The 19,529-nt window shown below is 54.9% G+C and carries 17 protein-coding genes and 1 pseudogene; 7 read left to right on the top strand and 11 right to left on the bottom strand.

Annotated elements, in window-relative coordinates:
* Positions 1–33: 33 nt before the first annotated feature.
* Positions 34–1,299, top strand: coding sequence for an MFS transporter (locus tag AC2CGP_RS01130; protein ID WP_015705302.1), 1,266 nt, complete (start codon positions 34–36; stop codon positions 1,297–1,299).
* A 4-nt stretch (positions 1,300–1,303) separates the two neighbouring features.
* On the opposite strand, the gene AC2CGP_RS01125 is transcribed toward AC2CGP_RS01130, so the two are convergent.
* From AC2CGP_RS01125 to dcp, 3 genes are all read right to left on the bottom strand, one after another.
* Positions 1,304–2,419 carry an AAA family ATPase gene (locus tag AC2CGP_RS01125; RefSeq protein ID WP_059443942.1) on the bottom strand — a complete coding sequence of 372 codons (1,116 nt, stop codon included), beginning with the start codon at positions 2,417–2,419 and terminating at the stop codon, positions 1,304–1,306.
* A gap of 24 nt (positions 2,420–2,443) precedes the next feature.
* Positions 2,444–2,704 (bottom strand): hypothetical protein, encoded by a 261-nt coding sequence (locus tag AC2CGP_RS01120; protein ID WP_015705301.1) that lies wholly within the window; start codon positions 2,702–2,704, stop codon positions 2,444–2,446.
* Between the two features lie 355 nt (positions 2,705–3,059).
* Positions 3,060–5,099 carry a peptidyl-dipeptidase Dcp gene (gene dcp, locus AC2CGP_RS01115; RefSeq protein WP_213759327.1) on the bottom strand — a complete coding sequence of 680 codons (2,040 nt, stop codon included), beginning with the start codon at positions 5,097–5,099 and terminating at the stop codon, positions 3,060–3,062.
* Between the two features lie 172 nt (positions 5,100–5,271).
* On the opposite strand from dcp, the gene ydfG reads away from it, so the two are divergent.
* Together ydfG and AC2CGP_RS01105 are read left to right on the top strand one after the other, a co-directional pair.
* A complete protein-coding gene (gene ydfG, locus AC2CGP_RS01110) occupies positions 5,272–6,021 on the top strand; it encodes a bifunctional NADP-dependent 3-hydroxy acid dehydrogenase/3-hydroxypropionate dehydrogenase YdfG (protein WP_045381673.1) in 750 nt (249 codons plus the stop codon).
* Between the two features lie 93 nt (positions 6,022–6,114).
* Positions 6,115–6,801: a GntR family transcriptional regulator gene (locus AC2CGP_RS01105; protein ID WP_045360768.1), complete on the top strand. Its 687-nt coding sequence runs from the start codon at positions 6,115–6,117 to the stop codon at positions 6,799–6,801.
* A gap of 44 nt (positions 6,802–6,845) precedes the next feature.
* On the opposite strand, the gene AC2CGP_RS01100 is transcribed toward AC2CGP_RS01105, so the two are convergent.
* The 7 genes and pseudogenes from AC2CGP_RS01100 to AC2CGP_RS01070 form a co-directional block, all read right to left on the bottom strand.
* Complete coding sequence (locus AC2CGP_RS01100; RefSeq protein WP_108429179.1) at positions 6,846–7,277, bottom strand: universal stress protein; 432 nt, start codon at positions 7,275–7,277, stop codon at positions 6,846–6,848.
* Positions 7,278–7,526: 249 nt separating this feature from the next.
* A complete protein-coding gene (locus AC2CGP_RS01095) occupies positions 7,527–8,990 on the bottom strand; it encodes a mannitol dehydrogenase family protein (protein WP_213759251.1) in 1,464 nt (487 codons plus the stop codon).
* Between the two features lie 207 nt (positions 8,991–9,197).
* Complete coding sequence (locus tag AC2CGP_RS01090; RefSeq protein WP_213759250.1) at positions 9,198–10,580, bottom strand: MFS transporter; 1,383 nt, start codon at positions 10,578–10,580, stop codon at positions 9,198–9,200.
* A 42-nt stretch (positions 10,581–10,622) separates the two neighbouring features.
* Entirely contained in the window at positions 10,623–11,642 is a 1,020-nt protein-coding gene (locus AC2CGP_RS01085) for a Zn-dependent oxidoreductase (RefSeq protein ID WP_213759249.1), read from the bottom strand.
* A gap of 10 nt (positions 11,643–11,652) precedes the next feature.
* Positions 11,653–12,867 (bottom strand): D-mannonate dehydratase ManD, encoded by a 1,215-nt coding sequence (gene manD / locus AC2CGP_RS01080; protein WP_213759248.1) that lies wholly within the window; start codon positions 12,865–12,867, stop codon positions 11,653–11,655.
* Between the two features lie 140 nt (positions 12,868–13,007).
* Positions 13,008–14,291, bottom strand: coding sequence for an MFS transporter (locus AC2CGP_RS01075; protein ID WP_032705753.1), 1,284 nt, complete (start codon positions 14,289–14,291; stop codon positions 13,008–13,010).
* Between the two features lie 132 nt (positions 14,292–14,423).
* Positions 14,424–14,812, bottom strand: a pseudogene (locus AC2CGP_RS01070) (YnfA family protein).
* An 86-nt stretch (positions 14,813–14,898) separates the two neighbouring features.
* On the opposite strand from AC2CGP_RS01070, the gene AC2CGP_RS01065 reads away from it, so the two are divergent.
* Both AC2CGP_RS01065 and speG read left to right on the top strand, forming a co-directional pair.
* Entirely contained in the window at positions 14,899–15,240 is a 342-nt protein-coding gene (locus AC2CGP_RS01065) for a DUF1283 family protein (protein ID WP_015366763.1), read from the top strand.
* Between the two features lie 57 nt (positions 15,241–15,297).
* Entirely contained in the window at positions 15,298–15,858 is a 561-nt protein-coding gene (gene speG, locus AC2CGP_RS01060; RefSeq protein ID WP_015366764.1) for a spermidine N1-acetyltransferase, read from the top strand.
* Here the strand turns inward: speG and AC2CGP_RS01055 are convergent.
* The gene (locus tag AC2CGP_RS01055; RefSeq protein WP_213759247.1) at positions 15,852–16,562 is read right to left on the bottom strand and encodes a YnfC family lipoprotein; all 711 of its coding nucleotides are present in this window, start codon (positions 16,560–16,562) and stop codon (positions 15,852–15,854) included. The genes speG and AC2CGP_RS01055 overlap by 7 nt on opposite strands.
* A 103-nt stretch (positions 16,563–16,665) precedes the next feature.
* Between AC2CGP_RS01055 and AC2CGP_RS01050 the strand changes: the two genes are divergently transcribed.
* On the top strand, positions 16,666–16,938 hold the full coding sequence (locus tag AC2CGP_RS01050; protein WP_015366766.1) for a DUF1161 domain-containing protein: 273 nt from the start codon (positions 16,666–16,668) through the stop codon (positions 16,936–16,938).
* A gap of 148 nt (positions 16,939–17,086) precedes the next feature.
* Positions 17,087–19,522 (top strand): selenate/tellurate reductase subunit YnfE, encoded by a 2,436-nt coding sequence (gene ynfE, locus AC2CGP_RS01045; RefSeq protein ID WP_213759246.1) that lies wholly within the window; start codon positions 17,087–17,089, stop codon positions 19,520–19,522.
* The last annotated feature ends 7 nt before the right edge of the window (positions 19,523–19,529 follow it).

Here is a 19,529-nt window from a genome sequence, read left to right as displayed (position 1 = left end):
GCCTCGGCCCCCACCGCACAGGTATAATAAGATATGAAACTCTCTGAACTCACGCCCCGCGAACGGCACAATTTTATCTATTTCATGCTGTTCTTTTTCTTTTACTATTTCATTATGTCGGCTTACTTTCCCTTTTTCCCGGTATGGCTGGCGGAAGTAAACCATTTAACGAAAACCGAAACAGGGATTGTTTTCTCCTCCATTTCGCTGTTCGCGATTATTTTCCAACCGGTGTTTGGCCTGATTTCCGATAAGCTCGGGCTGCGTAAACATCTGCTGTGGACCATTACCGTACTGCTTATTTTATTCGCCCCGTTCTTTATTTTTGTCTTCTCGCCGTTGCTGCAAATGAACATTATCGCCGGCGCGCTGGTGGGGGGCATTTATTTAGGCGTGGTATTTTCCAGCGGTTCCGGCGCGGTCGAGGCCTATATTGAACGCGTCAGCCGCGCCAACCGTTTTGAATACGGCAAAGTGCGCGTCTCGGGCTGCGTCGGCTGGGCCCTGTGCGCGTCAATTACCGGCATCTTGTTCGGTATTGATCCTAATATAACCTTCTGGATAGCCTCCGGTTTTGCGCTGGTGCTTGGCGTGTTGTTATGGCTATCGCGCCCGGAAGCCAGCAGCAGCGCGCAGGTTATTGACGCCATCGGCGCCAACCGCCAGGCCTTTTCTCTGCGTACGGCGGCCGAACTGCTGCGAATGCCGCGTTTCTGGGGATTTATTATTTATGTTGTGGGCGTCGCCAGCGTATATGACGTTTTTGACCAGCAGTTCGCAAACTTTTTTAAAGGCTTTTTCGCCACGCCGCAGCGCGGGACCGAAGTTTTTGGCTTTGTCACCACCGGCGGTGAATTACTCAACGCGATGATTATGTTCTGCGCCCCGGCAATTATTAACCGCATCGGCGCGAAAAACGCCCTGCTGATCGCCGGTATAATTATGTCGATGCGCATTCTCGGATCTTCATTTGCGACTTCGGCGGTGGAAGTGGTCATTTTAAAAATGCTGCACATGTTTGAATTACCGTTCCTGCTGGTCGGGACCTTCAAATATATTTCTTCCGCATTTAACCCTAAGCTTTCCGCCACCCTATTTTTAATCGGCTTTAACCTGTCGAAACAGCTTTCCGGCGTAGTGCTTTCGGCCTGGGTCGGGCGGATGTACGACACCGTGGGTTTTCACCAGGCCTACCTGATCCTCGGCTCAATCACCCTGAGCTTTACCCTGGTATCGCTATTTACCTTAAAAGGCGGTAAGACGCTGCTGCCCACGGCAGAGTATAACAACGCGGCCTGAGAGATTAACGTTCCGTCAGGGATGACGGCAACGCCGCCCTAATTTGCGTTTGCCCACCGTTATTTTCCAATTCGTAGATGCGGCTCTGCGCACGCGCCGAGATCAATTGCGCCAGTTCCGCCGAGTGGCTGGTGAGCCAGATCTGGCTATAGCGTGATGCTTCGACAATCAGTCGCGCCAGCGCCGGGAACATCTGACGATGCAGGCTGTTTTCCGGCTCATTAATGGCGAGAAAGGCCGGTGGTCGTGGGCTGAGTAAGGCAACCGCCAGGCATAAAAAACGCAGGGTACCGTCAGACATCTCCGCCGCCAGCAGAGGCCGATAAATCCCCTCCCGGCGCATCTTCATCACGAACCGCGAGTTGTCGTTCTCACAGAAAAAGGTACAGTCGGGGAACGCTTCGCCGAGGATTTCATGCAGCAACTCCTCAGCGCCAATTTCGACGATAGTCTGAAATGCCGCCGCCAGATTGCCGCCATCGCTATCGAGCACCGGCGAACGGTAGCCGACCGTCGGCTGGCGCAGCGGTGAAAGCCTGCCGATGGCAAACTCATGGTAAAAACGCCAACGGCGCATGGTCTCCCGCACGCGCGATACTTCCGGAAAACGATGCGGCTCGCCAAGCTGGCCGAAGATGGACTCGTTTTCGTAAATGGTATCGGTGAAGGTACTTTTTTCACCATTGACATCGACCAGGAACGCCGCCTGGTTTTTCCGCTGCAGTACACGCGATGATGGCCGGCGGTTAAAGCCCGACAGCCAGATATTCTCTTCTTTAACGATCGGATCGAGCATGAATTGCGTCGGATACGGCAGTTTTTCCGGAAACCCGACCTGCAGTTCATATTCAAATTCATCGGTCAGGCAGGCGATTTGCAGACGCCGTGGGTGGCGGTCGGTCGGCGCCTGCTTGCCTGACCACATGATGTTCTCCAGCCCGCCCTCCTCGCTGACATAGCTGGAGAACTGGCCGTTAGCCGAGGCGGTTAACAGATGGATTGCTTTGTAGATATTCGATTTTCCGCAACCGTTAGGGCCAAACACAATATTCAGCGGCCCCAGTTCCAGTTCAATCGCTCTGACTGAACGGAAATTATTGATACGAATACGGTTAATCATGCCATTCCTCAGGCGTGCCGACGCTCAACTGAGCGATTTTTTCATCCCGCGCGTCAGCGCGACTCTGGCGAGCTTATCGGCATCCAGGTGTGTATCACTAAACACGCCGAAAAACAGGCGTTCATTATCAATAACCTGCGACACCACCCGGTAGTTCAGCGGAAGCCCGGATGGCGCGCCGTACTGCGCAGGCGTGACGGAAACTTCCGTCGCGGTGTCGGCGACGCTGACCAGCAGACCATCTGCTTTGCCGCCCACCAGCATGACCTTAATTAACGGGTGCACTGTGTTCCTCCCGAGTGGGGTCAAAAATGTCATTGAACAAGTCCCTGGCCACGCCCAAGCGCCGCAGGAAAAAACATCATCGTAAGTACTTTTTTATAGTTCATAGCGGCCAGGAATATAAAAAAAAACAAATTGCACTTTGTAAGTACGCATTATTAGTAGTAAAGGCCGACAAATGATGAAGGAAAAAAGTGGAATTGTGAATCTTAACAACTCTTATTTGTTGCTCCGGGCGTTGAGAATGGTCGCAAAATGTACATTGGTGACAGTAGCATGCCGTGCGTTTTGGTAGCCCGAACAAGGCGCAATGCGCCGCCGCCGGGAAAAACCCTGGCGGCGGCGGGTAGCACAGTATCTACAAACCGCGATTTTTCAACATCGGCTCGATCAGCGGATCGTGCCCGCGCCAGTCGCGATACAGCGCTTCGAGATCGCAGCTGTTACCGCGCGATAAGATCGCCTCGCGGAAACGTTGACCGTTTTCCCGGGTTAATCCCCCCTGCTCGACAAACCACTGATAACCGTCGTCGGCAAGCATTTGCGTCCACAGATAGGCATAATAGCCCGCCGCATAACCGCCGCCGAAAATATGTGAGAAATAGCTGCTGCGATAGCGCGGCGGAACCGCCGCCAGATCCATCTGCTCCTCGCGCAGAGACTGCTGTTCGAAAGCATCGACATCCTGCGGCAGCCCCTGCGGGGTGACGCTGTGCCAGTGCATGTCCAGCAGCGCCGCCGCCAGCAGTTCGCTCATGTCATAACCCTTATTGAACGTTGAGGCGCGGAACATGCTGTCTCGCAGATCGTCCGGCATGGCTTCGCCGGTCTGGTAGTGCTTCGCATAATGGGCGAAGACCTGCGGCTCGCGGGCCCAATGTTCGTAAATCTGCGACGGAAATTCGACGAAATCGCGCGGCGTATTGGTGCCTGAAAGGCTCGCATAACGCTGGTTAGCGAACAGGCCGTGCAGCGCATGGCCAAACTCGTGGAACAGCGTGATGACGTCATCCCAGGATAGCAGCGCGCAGCCGCCGGCTTTTGGTTTCTGGTAGTTGCAAACGTTGTAAATCACCGGACGCTGGCCACGCAGCGTCGATTGCTCGACAAATACGTCCATCCAGGCGCCGCCGCTTTTGCTATCACGCGAGAAATAATCGCCGTAAAACAGCGCCATGCCTTCGCCGTTGGCATCAAAGATTTCCCAGACCCGCACATCGGGATGGTAAAGCGGAATATCAAAACGTTCGACAAAACGGATGCCAAACAGTTGGGAGGCGGTCCAAAAAACGCCATCTTCCAGCACCCGGTCCAGAGCGAAATAGGGTTTTAGCTGCGCTTCATCGATGGCGAATTTAGCGCGCCGCACCTGCTCGCCGTAATATAACCAGTCCCAGGCCGCGGCCTGAAAATCACCGCCCTCTTCATTAATAACCTGCTGGATGTCGGCAAGCTCCTGTTCGGCGCGTCGGCGGGCCGCAGGCGCGATGCGGCGCATAAAGGCAAGCGCCTCAGACGGCGTTTTCGCCATTTGATCGGCCATCGACCAGCTCGCGTAATCGGCGACACCGAGCAATGCGGCCTTACGCGCGCGGATTTCCGCCAGCCGCAAAACCAGTTCACGGGTGTCGTTGGCATCGCCCTTCTGGTTACGCGTCCAGCCCGCGGCGAACAAATTGTGCCGGGTCTGGCGATCGGCAAGTGCCTGCAGCGCCGGTTGCTGGGTGGTATTGGTCAGCGCCAGCAGCCAACGGTCATGCAGGCCTTTGTCGCGCGCGGCATCGGCGGCGGCGGCAATCTCATCCGCGGCCAGTCCGTCAAGCTGGTGTAGATAATCAACAACCAGACCGCCGGACTTCACTGCCGCCAGCAGACGCTGCTGGAACTGACTTTGCAGCAACGCCTCCTCGGTATTCAATGCTTTTAGCGCGGTTTTCTGCTCTTGCGCCAACGCGGCTCCCGCCAGCTGAAAACGCTGCCAGCTCACCTCCAGCAGACGCCGCGACTCCGGATCCAGACTCAGGGCATCGCGCTGCTGCCAAACCTGTTTGACTCGCTGGTACAGCGCATCGTTGAGCCAGATATCGTTGCCAAGCTCGGCGAGCTCGGCGGAAAACTGTTCGTCCAGTTGCTGTATCAGCGGATTGGTATTCGCCCCGGCCATCGCGAAAAAGACTCGGGTCACCCGCCCCAGCAACTGACCACTCTGCTCCAGCGCGACCAGGGTATTGTCAAAATCCGCCGGCGCCGGGTTATTGATTATCGCCGCGATCTCCTCGCGCTGGCGCCGTACGCCCTCATCAAAAGCCGGGCGATAATGACTATCTTCAATCAAATCAAAATGCGGCGCCTGGTACGGCAGTAGGCTGACGTGTAAAAAGGGATTATTGTCCGTCATCATTCTCTCCTGAACGCGGGTATCCACTAAGATTAGGCAACTCATTGATTGGCCGCAATGATTTATCCAGCCTGCAGGCTATACCAACAGATTAGGATACGATTTTCCTTTACCGCGCGGCGTTAACGCGTGCTATGTTATGACAACACAAAAAGCGTTGAGGAACAGTAAGATGATTATTCTGGTGACTGGTGCAACTGCTGGATTTGGCGAAAGTATTACTCGTCGTTTTATCGCTAACGGCCACAAAGTGATCGCCACCGGGCGTCGTGAAGAGCGCCTGAAGACGCTCAAAGAGGAGCTTGGCGATAACCTGTATACCGCGCAACTCGATGTGCGTAATCGCGCCGCCATCGAAGAGATGATCGCCGGGTTGCCTGCACAGTGGCAGGCTATCGACGTCCTGGTGAACAACGCCGGCCTGGCGTTAGGTCTGGAACCCGCCCATCGCGCCAGCGTTGAAGATTGGGAAGACATGATCGATACCAACAATAAAGGCCTGGTTTACATGACCCGCGCGGTGCTGCCGGGGATGGTTGAGCGTAATCGCGGCCATATTATTAATATCGGTTCGACCGCCGGCAGTTGGCCCTACGCTGGCGGTAACGTCTACGGCGCGACCAAAGCGTTCGTGCGCCAGTTCAGCCTGAATCTGCGCACCGATTTGCACGGCACTGCGATTCGCGTCACCGATGTCGAGCCGGGCCTGGTAGGCGGCACCGAATTCTCCAACGTACGATTTAAAGGCGACGATGCGAAAGCCGGTAAAACCTATGAGAACACCCAGGCGCTGACGCCGGAAGATGTCACCGAAGCGGTGTGGTGGGTCGCGAATCTGCCGAAACACGTCAACATAAACACGCTGGAAATGATGCCGGTCAGCCAGAGCTTTGCCGGTCTCAGCGTCCATCGTCAGGGCTAACGTCCTCTGCGGCCTGGCCTGCGGGCCAGGTCTGGGCGGAACGGTAAAAAACGAGTAAAATAATGCTCATAACCCATTAAAAAGTAATCATCAATGGCCGCAGAAACGCAACTGAATCCGACCCAGCCCGTCAATCAGCAAATCTATCGCATCCTTCGCCGGGATATTGTCCATTGCCTGATCCCGCCGGGAACGCCGCTGTCGGAGAAAGAGGTGTCGGTGCGATTTGATGTCTCTCGCCAACCGGTACGCGAAGCCTTTATCAAATTGGCGGAAAACGGGCTGATTCAGATCCGCCCACAGCGCGGCAGCTATGTGAATAAAATCTCGATGACCCAGGTGCGCAACGGCTGTTTCGTGCGTCAGGCCATTGAGTGCGCGGTAGTACGCCGCGCAGGATCGATGATCAACGATGAACAGCTCTATCAGCTGGAGCAAAACCTCAACCAGCAGCGGGTGGCGGTAGAGCGTCAGCAGCTCAATGATTTTTTCCAGCTCGATGACGAATTTCACCAGAAATTGTCTCTTATCGCCGACTGCCAGCTGGCGTGGGACACCATTGAAAATATTAAAGCGACCATCGACCGGGTTCGTTATATGAGTCTCGATCACGTGACCCCGCCGGAGATGCTGCTGCGTCAGCATCTCGATATTTTTCATGCGCTGGAAAAACGCGATCTTGATGCCGTCGAACAGGCGATGAATATCCACCTGCATGAGATTAGCGAGTCGGTATTGTTAATTCGTCAGGAAAATAGCGAGTGGTTCAGCGAAGAATAATGGGTTCAACGGCAGCCAACGTCGCGTAGCTGCCGTAAAATAGATTACCGCACCACTAACACCGGAACTTTGGCATAGCGTAAAACGGATTCAGCGTTTGAACCAAGAAGGTGGGTTGAAATACCCGGTTTACGTGAGCCAATAACGATAACGTCAAAATTCTCTTTTTCGCTCAGCGCTAATATTTCATCGCGCACATTGCCAAAAACAATGTGGGTATGGATCCGCGAAGCCGGGGTAGAAAACAACCGCGAGAGATCGCGCATTTTCTTTTCCGACTCCTCTTTCATATAGGCTTCAAATTTACGAATATCCGCCGTAAAGCCGCGCAGCAAAGAACTGGTGCTGTTTGGCAGCACGTTCAGCAACGTGATTTCACCCTCTTCGGCAGATGCTAAAAAATCGGCGTGACGAACGGCCTTATCGCTTAAATCCATTTCAAAAACATCGACCGGCAACAGTATTTTTTTGTACATAGCCTGAGCTCCTTAGTCCTGAAGAAACCGTTGGGATGATTTTATTCTGCCATATTTAAACGTATGGGAATACGATCAATCACCCAAATAAATACTTCAGAGATAAAAATAAATTTCAGAAATGTATAATTAATTATAGATTTTTAGAGTGATGTACAGGCGGGAAATATCAAAAGGTATTCGTATTGCTAATACAAAAATAGCCCGGCACGCTATACGTTGCCGGGCTACTAATGGAATGATGGTTTTTTACTGGGCTTTAGCCCATTCGGCAACGGTCGCCTTCGCGCCGTGAATCTGTAAAGAGAGATACGCCGCCGTCACCGCATCGACAAAACGCGCTTCCTGCGGCAGGCTATCGCCGAAAATGGCCTTAATACCCAGCAGCGCCTGCACGCGTTCGCTACCCTCTTTACTGCCCTGCACCGCCTGTTGAATTACCGGCAGCAGCGGATCGCTGATTTCAATCGCCTGCCCCTGATCATCGACGCCGCTCACGTAGCGCATCCAGCCGGCAATACCCAGCGCCAGCAGGCTGAAATCACTGTGATGCGCCAGGTGCCAGCACACGGAATCAAGCATACGCTGCGGGAGCTTCTGACTACCGTCCATCGCAATCTGCCAGGTGCGATGCTTAAGCGCCGGATTGCTATAACGCTCAATAAGCAAACCAGCATAACGCGCCAGATCGACGCCCTGTACTTTTAGCGTCGGCGCTTGCTCTTGCAACATTAACGCCTGCGCTGCGCGGCGGTAGTTATCATCCTGCATGCAATCATTGATATGCTGATAACCGGCGAGATAACCCAGATAAGCAAGGAACGAGTGGCTGCCGTTGAGCATACGCAGCTTCATCTCTTCAAACGGCACCACGTCAGTGACCAGCTCCGCACCGGCTTTCTCCCACTGCGGACGACCAGCCACGAAGTTATCTTCGATAACCCACTGGCGGAACGGTTCACAGGCCACACCAGCCGGATCGCGCACCCCGGTGAGTTGTTCAATTTTATCCAGCGTATCTGCGGTCACGGCCGGAACGATGCGGTCGACCATTGTGGAAGGGAACGTCACGTTCTGCTCAATCCACTGCGCCAGTTCGTCATCAACGGCGCGGGCATACGCACAAACTACGTTGCGCATTACGTGGCCGTTTTCCGGCATATTATCGCAGGACATCACGCTGAAAGCCGGCAGACCGGCGGCGCGACGGCGCGCCAGCGCTTCTACCACCACGCCCGGCGCCGATTTCGGCTGGTGTGGAGTTTGCAGATCGGCGGCAATCAGCGGGTTATCGAGCTGCAGCTGGCCGGTGGCCGGAGAGTGGCAGTAGCCTTTTTCGGTGATGGTCAGCGAGACAATCGCCACCTGCGGTTCGCACATTTTCGCCAACACGCTTTCCAGGCCATCGACCTGCGCATGCATCGCCTGCTTCACCACGCCGACGACGCGCGCGGTCCAGGCATCGGCGGACATTTCAGCCACCGTATAGAGCAAGTCCTGCTGTTGCAAATCGGCAATCTGCTGCTCACCGCCAATGAGGTTCACTTCGGTATAGCCCCAGTCGCTGCCGTGTTCGGCGGCAAGGATATCGGCATATACCGCCTGATGGGCGCGGTGGAAAGCCCCAAAACCGAGATGAACGATGCGAGAAACCAGCTTGCTGCGATCGTAAGAAGGAAGCGTTGCCCTGGCGTTTAAAAGCGTGTTTTCCATGGTGTCTCTCATTTTTATGATGACTGATAAATCATTCTCAAACAGAATGTTTTGGTGAGGTAAACCATCGCACGCAATTGGTATGACATCTTTGATTTCCATCAACTACCATACAAGAAGATCCGGCGCTGTCGCGTTTCGTGATCCTGCGCGCAATGGCGGGAATGAGCCGGGAATAAACCCGGCTGGATAGCGTTAACGATGAAATTAGGATTTCGCGTATTGGCCGTTCGCGCTCAGCGCCTGGCGCGTACCGGCGTCCGCCGCATCGTGGTCCAGACTCAGGTCACGGTCGCACACTTCCGGCATCAGCAAGGACGAGATGAGACCGATAGCTGAATAGCAGATCAGCATCGCGACAATCGGCCACCACGAACCGGTTACGTTACAGAAGATACCGGCCAGCACCGGCCCGAATCCCACCGCCACCAGACCGCCAGCCTCTTTTGAGATAGCCATTCTGGTGAAGCGATTACGCGATCCGAACATTTCCGCCATAGTAATATTTTCCAGCGCGAACAAGCCCAGCACCGCCACGTTATGAATGACAATCAGCGATAGCATAATGGTGCTGGCGCTATAGCTTTTATCGACAATAATGGCCAGCATCGGCCAGGCCAGAATAATGGCCGAAATATTGACGATAATATAAGGTAAACGGCGCCCAACTTTATCTGACAACCAACCTAACAGCGGAATAGTAATAAAACCAATCACTGAGCTAATCATTAAGGCATCGGTCGGAATCGCCTTATCAAATAATAGAGTCTGTACCAGATATCCCGCGAGAAATGTTTGCAACAAACCGGAATTACCAGCCTGACCAAAACGTAAACCGGTCGCCAGCCAGAATGATTTACTTTTTAACATTGCGCCGAACGTGTTTTGCGCGGCGGCGGCTTTAGCCTGAATTTCATCGGCTTCGTTGACCTGTTCAAATACCGGGCTTTCTTTCAGATTCACACGCAGCCAGATGGCAAAGATCATTACCACGACGCTCGCGAGGAACGGAATACGCCAGCCCCAGGCGATGAGTTGTTCGCGATCGAGCAGGAAGAACATTATCGCCCAGATGGCCGTGGCGCTCAGCGTCCCGCAGTTGGTGCCCATCGCCACCAGAGAAGAGATGATGCCGCGTTTGCCTTTTGGCGCATACTCCGCCAGCATGGTTCCGGCGCCGGAAATTTCGGCGCCCGCCCCCAGCCCCTGGATAATACGCAGGGTCACCAGTAACACCGGTGCAAAAATACCGATCTGCGCATAGGTAGGTAAAACGCCGATCAACGTGGTACAAATTCCCATCATGGTGATGGTAATAAACAGAACCTTTTTACGCCCGATGCGGTCCCCCATTTTACCGAATATGAAAGCGCCAACGATCCGCGCAATATATCCTGCGCCATAGGTTCCCATCGCTAATATCAGCGCCATAGCCGCCGACTGCTCCGGGAAAAATATCTCATGAAAGACCAGCGCGGCGCCTAAAGAATAAAGCTGAAAATCCATAAACTCCAGTGCCGTGCCAAGCCAACCGGATACCGCGGCGCGAATTAGATCCGAGGTGCTTCTCTCTTTTTTAGCTGTCGTCATAATAATAATCTCTAAAGTAGGATACAGCGAGGTTATTTATATTTATGCGTTGAAGGTTAATAACACCTTACAACAATGCTTGCGATCTTCTTCAAATAACGTCATGGCATCGACTACATGCTCGAAAGCAAACTGATGGGTGATGAGCCGATCAGGATTTATTAATCCGTTTGCCAACCACTCAAGAACCAGCGGGAATTTATTGGCATTGAGTCTGGAAGAATAAATAGTGAGCTCTTTGCCGGTAATCCCCTGCTGCGCCACCATTGAAGGTTCGGTAGAAAAGCCCATCAATACGATCCTGCCCGCCGGCGAGGCCAGTGCGATGGCCTCTGCGAAAATCGCCGGATGGCAGGCGGCGTCGATAATCAGCGTCGGCCGGATACCCTGCGCTTCCAGCGCCTGCGCCAGCGGCTGTTCCTTATTATTGATGGTCAAGTCGGCGCCGTTTTGCTGCGCCATCTGCAGCCGCTCGGGGATCTGATCGGCAACGATGACCTGCCGCACGTTATAGACGCGCTTGAGCACCTGAATGGTGGTCAGCCCCATCGGCCCGGCGCCGTAGACCAGCGCGATATCCTGTTCGCGTGGTTTAGCCTGCCCGGTGACATTCGCCGCAATGGTAAAGGGCTCAACCATTACCGCATGATGGTCGCTCACGTTCTCCGGCACCGGCCAGGCATTTTTGGCCGGCACCACCGCGTATTCGCTAAAACCGCCATCGCGATGGACGCCCAGCACCACCAGCGAAGCGCAGACGTTGGGCTTACCGACCGAACAGGGATAACAGTGGCCGCAGCTGATAACCGGATCAACCGTCACCCGCTGGCCCACGACTTTATCCGTCACCCCCTCGCCCACGGCATCAATCACGCCGAAAAACTCGTGGCCGATGACCCGGGGATATTTGGCGAACGGGTTATGTCCACGATAGATGTGGCTATCTGAGCCGCAAATTCCCGCCAGTTTCACCTTTATCCGTACTTCCCCGTTTCCCGGCTGCGGCAGCGGCCGTTCTTCAATCGCCAGCGCGTTTGGCTGTTGGATAACAATACTTTTCATTTTTCTCTCCTTACCAATTCCACAGCGTGCCATCTTCGAGGCGCGCCACCGGCAGACAGGCGGGTTCATAGGGATATTTCGCCGCCAGCTTCTCGTCGAATTCGATGCCCAGCCCCGGTTTATCGCCCGGATGCATATAGCCATTGTCAAAACGCCAGCTATGCGGGAAGACCTCCAGCATCTGTTCGGAATAGCCCATGTACTCCTGTACACCGAAATTTGGCACCCACAGGTCGAAATGCAGCGCCGCCGCCATACATACCGGAGAGAGATCTGACGGCCCGTGAGAACCGGTGCGTACCTGGTACAACGAAGCAAAATCGGCGATGCGCCGCATGCCGCTGATCCCGCCAGCGTGGGTAATGGTGGTGCGGATATAATCAATGAGCTGCTCTTCAATCAGCTGTTTGCAATCCCAGATGCTATTAAAGACTTCGCCCACGGCAATCGGCGTGACGGTATGCTGGCGGATTAAGCGGAAGCACGCCTGATTCTCTGCCGGGGTCGGATCTTCCATCCAGAACAGGCGATACTCCTCAATGCTTTTACCAAAGCGCGCCGCCTCGATTGGCGTCAGGCGATGGTGCATGTCGTGTAGCAGGTGCTCGTTAAAGCCAAATCTTTCGCGCACGGCGGCAAACAGCCGCGGGGTAAAATCGAGATATTTTTCCGTTGACCACAGCTGTTCTTCCGGCCACACGCCTTTGGTCGCCGGCTCGTATGCCTGACCTTTGCCCTTGGCCATGCCGTAGGTGGTCTTCATCCCCGGAATACCGCACTGCACGCGGATCGCCTTAAAACCCATTTCCTGATAGCGGGCGTAGTCGTCCAGCACTTCATCAATGGAATGACCGGTGGTGTGGCAGTAGACCATCACCCCTTCGCGCGAGGCGCCACCCAGCAGTTGGTAAAGCGGCATTCCGGCGGCTTTGGCTTTGATATCCCACAGCGCCATATCAACGGCGGAAATCGCCGACATGGTCACCGGGCCGCGGCGCCAGTAAGCGCCTTTGTAGAAGAACTGCCAGATATCTTCGATGCGGTGAGCATCACGGCCAATCAGCTGCGGACAAAGGTGATCTTTCAGGTATGAGGCGACCGACAATTCACGGCCGTTTAGCGTGGCATCACCGAGGCCGACAATCCCTTCATCGGTGGTGATTTTTAAGGTGACGAAGTTACGCCCTGGACAGGTAACGAACACGTCGGCGGCAACGATCTTCATGGGTAATTCCTTACATCTGTGCGGTTAGTGATCAAAATTAAATCACCAGACCTACTACCATACAAGTATGATATTTAAAAAAGATGCGAAGGATCACAAACGGATGTGGTTGCGGGGGCGACTGGCGCCCCCGTTAGCGATTAATTGATGCAGTCTTTTACGATGAAGAAATAACACAGCGCGCCGGCAAAGGTCACGCAGGCGGCGATAACCAAGGCCAGGTTGAAGGAGTGCGTGGTATCCACCACCCAACCGGTGACGACCGGTGCAAAAGAGGCGAAAACAAAGCTGCCGAAGTTCTGAATCGCCGCCACCGACGCGACTTTATTCTCGCTGACCATCACCTGTACCAGCCCCCAGGCCGAGGTCCCGGCAAAGTGGACGCAGAATAGTGCCATGGAGATAAACGCCACCGCCTGGGTCGGCGAGTTTGATTGCACCACCAGCAGCGTGCCGAGCGCAGAAAGCGTCAGGCCAACCACAATGGCCGTTTTGCGCGTTTTTGCCAGATCGTAACCGCGGCGCGCCAGCGCATCGACCACCAGCCCATTGACCCACATGCCCACCGCCGCGGCCAGGAACGGGATCGCCGCCACCCAGCCGGTTTTCGCAAGGCTCAATCCCTGCTGCGCCTGCAGATAACCCGGCAGCCACGCGATATACAGCCAGCCGGTATAGTTAACCCCGGAGAAGCCTAAAATCATTCCCCAGGTGGTGCGCCGTTTGAACAACGCCAGCCACTCGCTGAATACCAGCGTTGGGCGCGCTTTTTCCGGCGCCGCCAGATACTGGCGCTCCTCCTGCTGCAGATCGAACTGCGCGCGGTTGCGATACCACGCGTACCAGCACAGGCCCACAACGATCCCGGCAAGGCCGATAACCACGAACATGGTGCGCCAGCCCCAGGCTATCTGCATCAGTACCAGCGCTGGCGGCGCAATCGCCTGGCCAAGCACCGTTGACGAGTTAAAAATGCCGACCGCGGTGCCGCGCTCTTTTTGTACGTACCAGTCGGTAATGGATTTTACCCCCGCCGGCATAAACGGCGCTTCGCCAATTCCGAGGCCAATGCGCAGTAAAATAAAATGGCTAAAGGAGTTCACTACCCCGGTCAGCGCCTGCATCAGCGACCAGAAAATCAGCCCCGCCCCCAATACGATCCGCGGGCCGAAGCGGTCGAGCAAAATCCCCGAGGGCAGCTGCGCGAAACCATATGATAGCGAGAAGGCGGAGAGCAGTACGCCAAATTCGGTCGCGCTGAGCCCGAGATCGCCGCGAATAGCCTCACCGGCGACGCTTAATGACGAACGATCGAGGAAGTTGACGATACCGGCGATAAACAGCAGCGTCAGGGTGACTTTTTGCACCCGGCCAATGCGCACGGGTTTGGCGCCAGCTTCGCTGGCAAGGGTTTGTGTAGCCATAATTGCCTCTTACGATAAACAGCATGATGCGGTTAGAGTAAGTAAGGCAACTAGTCGGCTACCATACAAGAATCAAGGTTAAAATTAGCGTGGAAGATCACAAAGGGCGATTTTTTATCCTGATGCGCGACGTTAAGCCCGCCCCCAGCCTGCAACGATGATCAGCATGCCGCATAGCGCAATCGCCGCCCCCGCCCAGTCAAAGTGGCTTAGCTTCACACCATCGACGAAACGCAGCCACAGCAGCGCGGTGCAGACGTAGACGCCGCCATAAGCGGCATACACTCTGCCGCTGGCCTCCGGGTGCAGGGTCAGTAGCCAGACGAACATCGCCAGCGCCATCGCAGTCGGGATCAACAACAGCGGCGAACCGCCCCGCTTCAGCCATAGCCACGGCAGGTAACAGCCGATGATTTCACACAGCGCGGTAGCAAAGAAAAGTAACGTGGTTTTCAGCATTAAAGTTTGGTAAATGAGACAATTTGTTGCACTAGTGTACGCGATAATGCGCAGGCACCCATGCCATTTTGTCCGGTAGGCGCGGGTAGCGAGTTGTAGTAAACTTGTCCAACTGGTTAACCCTTTTTATCACTCAAAGGAAATCGTGATGAAAATGACACGCAATAAACGCTGGTGCCTGACCGCCCTGCTGGCGGCAAGCGCAATGGTCTATACCGCTTCGTCCTTCGCGCAAACCGACAAACTGGTGATCGAGTCCGGCGACAGCGCGCAGAGCCGTCAGCAAGCCGCAATGGAAAAAGAGCAGTGGAACGATACCCGCTCGCTACGGCAGAAGGTGAATAAACGCGCGGAGAAAGAGTGGGACAAAACCGACGTCGCCTTCGATGCGCAGGATAACTGCCAGAAGAGCGCCAACGTCAACGCCTACTGGGAACCTAACACCCTGCGCTGTCTTGACCGCCGTACCGGTCGCGTTATTACGCCATAATTCCCCGGCGCCCGTGGGCGCCATCCTCTATTTCTATTCATGCACACAGGATTTCCCATGTCTGACGCCCCTCACGTCAAACTCCGCCCGCTTGAGCGCGAAGACCTGCGCTTCGTCCACCAGCTTGATAATAACGCCAGCGTAATGCGTTACTGGTTTGAAGAACCTTACGAGGCCTTCGTCGAACTCTCTGACCTTTACGACAAACACATTCACGATCAAAGTGAACGCCGTTTCGTTATCGAATGCGATGGCGAAAAAGCCGGGCTGGTTGAACTGGTGGAGATAAACCACGTTCACCGTCGCGCCGAGTTCCAGATTATCATCTCCCCGGAATATCAGGGCAAAGGGCTGGCGACGCGCGCCGCTAAGCTGGCAATGGACTACGGCTTTACCGTTCTGAATCTGTATAAGCTGTATCTGATTGTCGATAAAGAAAATGAAAAAGCGATCCACATCTACCGCAAACTCGGTTTTATGGTCGAAGGCGAGCTGATTCACGAGTTCTTTATCAACGGCGAATACCGCAATACTATTCGCATGTGCCTGTTCCAGCATCAGTACCTTGAGAAACATCGTCCTCAAGGCCAGACGCTACTCAAGCCCACGGCTCAGTAATAGTCGATACTGTTTTTGATGCTGTAGTGTCGCGTCACCGCCGGCTGGACGCTTTCATCGACAACCTGCATCTCGCAGCGGATCGGGTTGTCATGATCGTCATAGTCGCAGGTTTGATTGACCTTGCCTAACGCGCGGTCGTTAAATACGCTCACCGCGCTGTAATCGAGCTTTTTACGCGGATCGGTGGACGGCGTCGATACGACGCTGAAGCGCTCATCTTTCGCGGTGGTGGTTTTGCCCAGCGGATAACCTTCGCTGTCGTAGCGATAGCTGGAAGTACTCTCTTTCCCGCGAGCCGTCACCACAAAGCCGTTGTCATCGGTCTCCCAGCTGACGCCCGCCGCCGGCATCTCGGCGAGCTGGCATTTCCCCTGCAGCCGCAGGCGTTTCTCCTGCGTTTGCGCATCCAGATAGTAATTCGCGTCAAGTATCAGCGTGGCGCCGGTTTTGTTTTCGAGGTCGGTAAAATCCAGCAGATCAAAACAGCCTTCTGCCGACACCTGGGCACGCACCCGTTTCACCATTTCGCCCTGGTCGTCGAACAGGATCTGAGTAAAGGTTTTAACCGGGCCGCGCAGCGGATCGAACTCAAACTCATTGGAAAAACTGGCCATCTCCGGGGTAAACGCCGCCGGCGCTGACGGCTTATCGCAGGCGCTGAGCAGCAACGCCGCCGGGATCAGCAATAACAGTTTATTCACAGCCGCTACCTTTTTGGGAACATTCCAATCATTTTAGCAAATACAATTGTTTACACCAATTCTGCTATGCTTAAAACTGGATGACATCAATAAGGAGCTTATGATGAAACTATCCTCATGGTTGTGCGCGGCCCTGCTGCTGAGTTCGGCATCCGCACTGGCAGCGCCGGACTCCTGCGAGCGGGTAAAAGGCGAGATCCAGCAAAAGATCATCAACAACGGCGTTCCGGCTTCTGGTTTTAGCCTGGCCATTGTACCGAACGATCAGCCTGACCAACCCGGCGCTCAGGTGGTGGGCCACTGCGCTAACGACACCTTCAAGATAATCTATACCCGCAACGGCGACGCGGCGGCCACCGATTCAGACGGGCAATAACCGCCGCTTTCGAGTGAAGGATCTTATCTCTGGTTGACCGGAGATAAGATTCGCCTACCCCTATTTAAGTATTATTCCTCACCCATGCGCCAGCAACCACGCTGTTGCCAGCGGCATTTCGCATAATAAAAATCATGGAGTGAGCACAATGTCCTACCCAGAACATCCCGGCGGCGTCAGCCGTCGCAACCTCATAAAATCCTCAGCAATCGGTTCACTGGCCCTGGCTGCCGGCGGTCTGTCGCTGCCGTTCAGTCTACGCGCCGCGGCCGCCGCCGTGCAGCAAGCCACCGGAGCAGAAGAAAAAACCGTATGGGGGGCCTGCTCGGTTAACTGCGGCAGTCGCTGCGCGCTACGCCTGCACGTCCGCGACGACGAAGTGGTGTGGGTGGAAACCGATAATACCGGCCACGATATCTACGGCGATCATCAGGTTCGCGCCTGCCTGCGCGGGCGTTCTATTCGCCGGCGTATCAACCACCCCGATCGTCTAAACTACCCAATGAAACGCGTCGGCAAACGCGGCGAAGGAAAATTCGAGCGCATTAGTTGGACCGAAGCGCTGGATACCATCGCAGAAAGTCTGAAACGCGTGGTAAAAGAGTACGGCAACGAAGCGGTCTATATTAACTACTCTTCCGGAATTGTCGGCGGCAATATGACCCGCTCTTCCCCTTCCGCCTCGCCGGTAATGCGGCTGATGAACTGCTACGGCGGATCGCTCAACCAGTACGGCACCTACAGTACGGCGCAGATCGCCTGCGCCATGCCCTATACCTACGGTAGCAACGACGGCAACAGCACCTCGGATATTGAAAACAGTAAACTGGTGGTGATGTTCGGCAATAACCCGGCGGAAACCCGCATGAGCGGCGGCGGCATCACCTGGTACCTGGAGCAGGCGCGTGAGCGCTCTAACGCCCGTATGATCGTCATCGACCCACGCTATACCGATACCGCGGCCGGGCGCGAAGATGAGTGGATCCCGATTCGTCCCGGTACCGATGCGGCGCTGGTCGCCGGTATCGCCTGGGTATTGATTAACGAAAATCTGGTCGACCAGCCGTTCCTCGATAAATACTGCATCGGCTACGATGAGAAAACCTTGCCGGCCGATGCCCCGGCCAACGGCCACTATAAAGCCTATATTCTCGGCCAGGGGGACGACGCTACCGCCAAGACACCGCAGTGGGCCTCGCGTATTACCGGTATTCCCGCCGATCGCATCATTAAGCTGGCGCGCGAAATTGGTATGACCAAACCCGCCTATATCTGCCAGGGCTGGGGCCCGCAACGCCAGGCGAACGGCGAACTCTCCGCGCGGGCTATCGCCATGCTGCCGATTTTAACCGGCAACGTCGGCATTAACGGGGGTAACAGCGGCGCCCGCGAATCGACCTATACCATCACCATTGAGCGCCTGCCGGTGCTGGAGAATCCGGTAAAAACCGCCATCTCCTGCTTTAGCTGGACCGACGCTATCGCTCGCGGGCCGGAGATGACCGCCACCCGCGACGGCGTGCGCGGCAAAGAGAAGCTGACGGTCCCTATTAAATTTCTGTGGAACTATGCTGGCAACACCATCATTAACCAGCATTCCGACATCAATAAAACCCACGATATCCTGCAGGACGAGAGCAAATGCGAGATGGTCGTGGTTATCGAAAACTTTATGACCTCGTCGGCAAAATACGCTGATATTCTGCTGCCGGATCTGATGACCGTCGAACAAGAAGATATCATTCCTAACGACTATGCCGGCAATATGGGCTATCTGATTTTCATCCAGCCCGCCACCACGGCGAAGTTCGAACGCAAACCTATCTACTGGATCTTAAGTGAAGTGGCAAAACGCCTTGGCGACGATGTGCATCAGCGCTTCACCGAAGGACGAACTCAGGAGCAGTGGTTACAGTATCTGTACGGCAAAATGGTCGCCAAAGATCCGGCGCTGCCGGGTTATGACGAGCTCAAGAAAATGGGCATTTACAAGCGTAAAGACCCGAACGGCCATTTCGTCGCCTATCGCGATTTCCGTCGCGACCCTGAAGCGAATCCGCTAAAAACCCCCTCCGGCAAAATTGAGATTTACTCCAGCCGCCTCGCCGATATTGCCGCCCGCTGGCAACTGGAAAAAGACGAAGTCATTAGCCCGCTGCCGGTCTATGCCTCCACCTTTGAAGGCTGGGACGATCCGTTGCGCAGCCAATTCCCGCTGCAAATGTTTGGCTTCCATTATAAGGCGCGTACCCACTCCAGCTACGGCAACGTCGATGTCTTACAAGCGGCCTGCCGCCAGGAAGTGTGGCTTAACCCCATCGATGCCGAAAAACGTGGGATTAAAAACGGCGACATGGTGCGCGTCTTTAATCAGCGCGGCGAACTGCGTATTCCGGCAAAAGTTACGCCGCGTATTATGCCTGGGGTAACGGCGATGGGTCAGGGAGCATGGCACGATGCCAATATGGCTGGCGATCGCGTCGACCACGGCGCCTGCATGAATACCCTCACCACCCACCGGCCTTCACCGCTGGCGAAGGGAAACCCGCAGCATACCAACCTGGTCGAAATCGAGAAGGTTTAAGGAGTAA

This window comes from Klebsiella sp. SYXHC3, assembly GCF_057196925.1.
The sequence above is the reverse complement of the archived record's forward strand: the minus strand, read 5'-3'. Positions and strand labels throughout refer to the sequence as shown.